This is a genomic window from Actinosynnema sp., assembly GCF_052038725.1.
Map to the genome: position 1 here is coordinate 1 of NZ_JBQGCX010000173.1, position 3939 is coordinate 3939.

The 3939-nt window shown below is 76.7% G+C and carries 1 protein-coding gene; it reads right to left on the bottom strand.

Annotation, left to right across the window (positions count from 1 at the left end; genetic code table 11):
* Positions 1-159: 159 nt before the first annotated feature.
* Positions 160-3939: FkbM family methyltransferase (locus ACTUAL_RS03210; RefSeq protein WP_440899219.1), on the bottom strand; the 3780-nt coding region annotated here is incomplete at its 5' end.

The following is a 3939-nucleotide window of genomic DNA, read 5'->3' on the forward strand; positions in this document are numbered from 1 at the left end:
CGTCGTTTCCTTCACCGGGGCAGCGAGAAGCCATTCAGTTAAGTTCTGGGGGTTTGACGCCGCGCAACTCTACCCGGCCCGTTTCGCGGTGTCAACCGCTCGTTCCGGGGTGTTTGTCGCTGGCGACTTGGAGAAAGTTACTCATCTCCGCGTCACGAGTCAAATCGCCTGGTCAGCGCGCTGCGAAGCGGAGGGGGCCGCCTGCGGGGGCACGCCCTTCGCCGGAACCGGGCGCGGGCGCAGCCACAGCGGGACCGAGCGCAGTCCCTCCATCGCGGCGACCACGGCCTCGGGCGCCGCGGGTTCGCGGGTCGCCACCGGCACCAGGTCGTAGCCCCACACCCGGAACTCCGCCAGCACGCGCACCGGGTCGTCGCCCAGCGCCTCGGTGGCGGTGGCCGAGAACTCCAGGAACACGTGCGGCCGGTCCCTGCGCAGCAACCGCACCAGCCCGGCGAGGGCGCGGTGCCCCCGGCCCGGCGCGTCCACGCGGACGACCGACAGCTTCAGCCCCGCGAGACCGGGAACGGCCTCCAGCTCCTTGTCGAGCCGGGTCGCGCGCACCCTCGGCGCGTCCGCGGGCGCGTCCGGAGGGAGCGGCGACACCGAGATCCCGCCGGTGAGCGAGGGCTGCGCGGCCAGCTCGCCCGCGCTCTCCCACGCGGCGGCGGGCACCACGACGAGCCGGTCGGCGACCCGCTGCGGCAGGTTCACCTGCACGTTGTGCCGCAGCAGCTCCACGGCCGACGGGCACGGCTCCACCGCGACGACGGCGCCGGTCGTGCCCATCCGGCTGAGCATCCGCACGGTCTGGTAGCCGGCGTACGCGCCGACGTCCAGGAAGATCCCGTCCGGCTCGACCACCGAGTCGATCAGCTCGGACAGCTCCGCCTCCCACGTCCCGTTGCTGGACAGGAACGGGAGCATGAACGCGTCGTCGGCGGGCAGCCGGAGCAGCCCGACCTCGGTCAGCACCAGCGAGCTGCGCACGGACGGCGCGGACGCCGAGTGCCGCTCGTGCTCGCGCACCACGACCCGGCGCAGCGCGTCGGCCGTGGCCTGGGCCTGGGCGGCGGCGCGCACCCCGGCGTCGAGCCGGTGGTCGCGGTCGCGCAGCACGTCGACCACCCTGGACTCCAGGCGGTCGATCCGGTCGAGGGTGCGCTCCAGCGCGACGGCGAGCTTGTCGATGCGCTGCGCGGTGGCCTCGCCCTGCTTGGCGCGCTTGGCCGCCTCGGCGACCAGGGCGTCCTCGATGTCGCGCAGCCTCCTGCCCTGCCCGGCCATGTCGGCGCGCACGCGCACGACCGAGTCGTCGAGCGCGATCAGCTGGTCGGAGTGCTCGCCCTGGCGCTCGGCCTGCTGCTCCACCTCGGAGCGCAGCACCTCCAGCTCGCCGAGGCCGATGCCGGTGGTGACCTCGTCCTGCCTGCGGACCAGCTCGGCCACGGTGCGCTCGACGCCGTCGACCATGCCGCCGAGGACGTCGCGCATGTGGTTGTCGTGGTGGTCGAGCACGCGCAGCACGACCTTGCGCAGCTGCGGGGCCATCGGGATGCGGCTGGCGACGCTGACGTCCGGCTCGCGCAGCAGGGCGTGCTTGGCGGTCTGGAGCACCTGGAGCGGGTCGGCGACGGGCGCGGGCTTCGCGGCGGCGCGGCGGGCGCGCCACCCCCGGTAGGCGTGCTCGACGCGCTCGCGCAGCACCTCGGCGACCTGGGCGGTGGAGCGGGTGGCGCGCACGTGCTCGCGCCCGGCGGCTCCTACCGCGGCGACCGCCTCGGGCTCGTCGGCGATCGCGCGCAGCAGCTTCACGGCCGCGTCGGCGTCCGGTTCGACGCCCTGGCGGCACGGCACGAACAGCGCGGTGGCCTTGTCGAACAGCTCGGGGACGGCCCCGTGCCGCGCGGTCATGACGGGGGTGCCGGTGGCGGCGACGTCCGCCAGCGCGGCGGCGATGCGGTCGTCGGCCCCGCCCCGGTGCAGCGAGACGAGGCAGTCCACGGGCCGGAAGTCGTCGGCCAGCTCGACGCGCGGGTCGGTGGCGGTGGCCAGGCGCAGCCGCTCGGCGGCCTCCGGGTGCTCGTCGGCCCCGGTGACGGTGATGCGCAGGCGCACGTCGTCGCGGTCGGGGAAGGCGGCGAGGAACGCGGCGACGACGCCGAGGACGTTGCCGGAGCGGTCGATCGAGTGGTCCGCGAGCGCGCCGAGGAGCAGGCCCTCGTGCGGTTCGGGCGTGGCCGCCTCGACCTCGGCCGTGGGCAGCGGGAGGACGCGCACGACCGGTCCGCCCGCGCGCTCGACGGCGGCGCGGGTGGCCTCGGAGGGCGTCCACAGCTCGGTGGCGTCGAGCGCCTGGGGCGGCTGGTCGGACGCGAGGTAGTCGACCAGGAAGCGGTCGGCGGGCACGGGCTCGTCGCCGACCCGCAGCACGACCGGGTAGCCGTCGCCGGTGGGCAGGCCGGAGGCCTTGGCGGCGGCGCGGAGCAGGTCGGCGGCCGGGTCGTCGCCGAGGACGGTGACGCCGAGCTGGTCGATCAGGGCGGGGGTCCCGGCGCGGGGGCCGGGCACGGCGGGGACGGGGAGCCTGCCGGAGGCGACGCCGGTGGTGGCGCACCAGTCGCGGAAGGCGGCGCTGTCCTCGCCGAACGGGTCGGGGAACTCGTGGCGCAGGGCGAGGTCGCCCTGCCAGAGGGCGACGGACCAGCGGGTGCTGCCGTGCAGGCCGCGGACGGGTTCGCAGGCCCAGGCCAGGAACGCGGCTCCCCGGTCGTCGCCGAACGCGGGGGGCGGGGTGTGCGGGCGGTCTGCGTCGTCGGCGGCGGCCGGGTCGGTGGACGCGGCGGGCTTCGGGACGGCGGGGGCCGAGGGGGCGGACTCCGGGGCGTCGTCGGCCTCGGGCCGCTCGGCGGGCGCGGCGCCTTCAGGCGCGCCGCGTTCGGGCGCACTGCCTTCGGGCGCGGTGGCTTCAGGCGCGGTGGCTTCAGGCGCACTGCCTTCGGGCGCGCTGCCGCCGGAGGCGACGGTGAGATCGGCGCCGGTCGGCGCGGCGGTGTCAGGGGCTGCGGGGACGTCGCCCGCCGAGGCGTCGGCCGACTCCCCCGGTCCGCCCTGCGCCGACCCGCCCTGCGGCGCAGCGGGTCCCGGCTGCCCATCGGCCGGGTCCGGGGCGCCGTCGAGCAGGAGTTCCTGCGGTGGCACCGGGATCGGCCTCGGGGCGCCGAACGGGCCGTGCGGGGTGCCCGTGCGGGACGCGGCGCGGTAGTCGGCGCGCAGGCGGTCCGGGATCGGGGTGCCGTCCGCGAGCTGGCCGAAGCCGTACGGGACGCGCTGGGCGGTGTGGCCGGCGCGGACCAGGTCGGCGCGGTAGGCGGCGCACAGGTCGGCGAGCAGCGGGTGCTCGGACAGCAGGACCCTGGGGCGGTCGGCGAAGCGGGCCGACAGCAGCCACGGGCGGTTCGGGTCGAAGCCCGCGAAGTGGACCGTGCGCAGCGGCTCGCCCATGACGCTGAGCGCGCCGTCGTCGAGCCGGTGCACGGGGCGCTGGGCGGCGTTCCACGCGGACAGGCCGATGGTGGCGTCGCGCAGCACGTGCACCTTGACCAGCGCGGGCGCCATGTCCAGCACGGCCTTGGTCGCGTCGGGGGTGCGCCGCAGCTGCTCGGCGAGGGTGCGCAGGAACGGCTCGGCTCCGGGCGCGACGACCAGGAAGCCGGGGTCGAACACGCCGGTGCGCAGCAGCTCGGTCGGGGTGGGGCGCAGGCCGTCGTCGGGCAGCGGGCGCAGCGACCGGGGCAGCAGGACCAGCGGGCCCTGCTCGACGGCGGCGAGCACCTGCTCGGTGACGGGCGCGAGGACCCGCACCCACGGGTCCAGGCACAGCACCGGGACGCCCTGGCCGAGCAGCTGCTCCAGCAGCAGCGGCCGGAGCACGCCGCA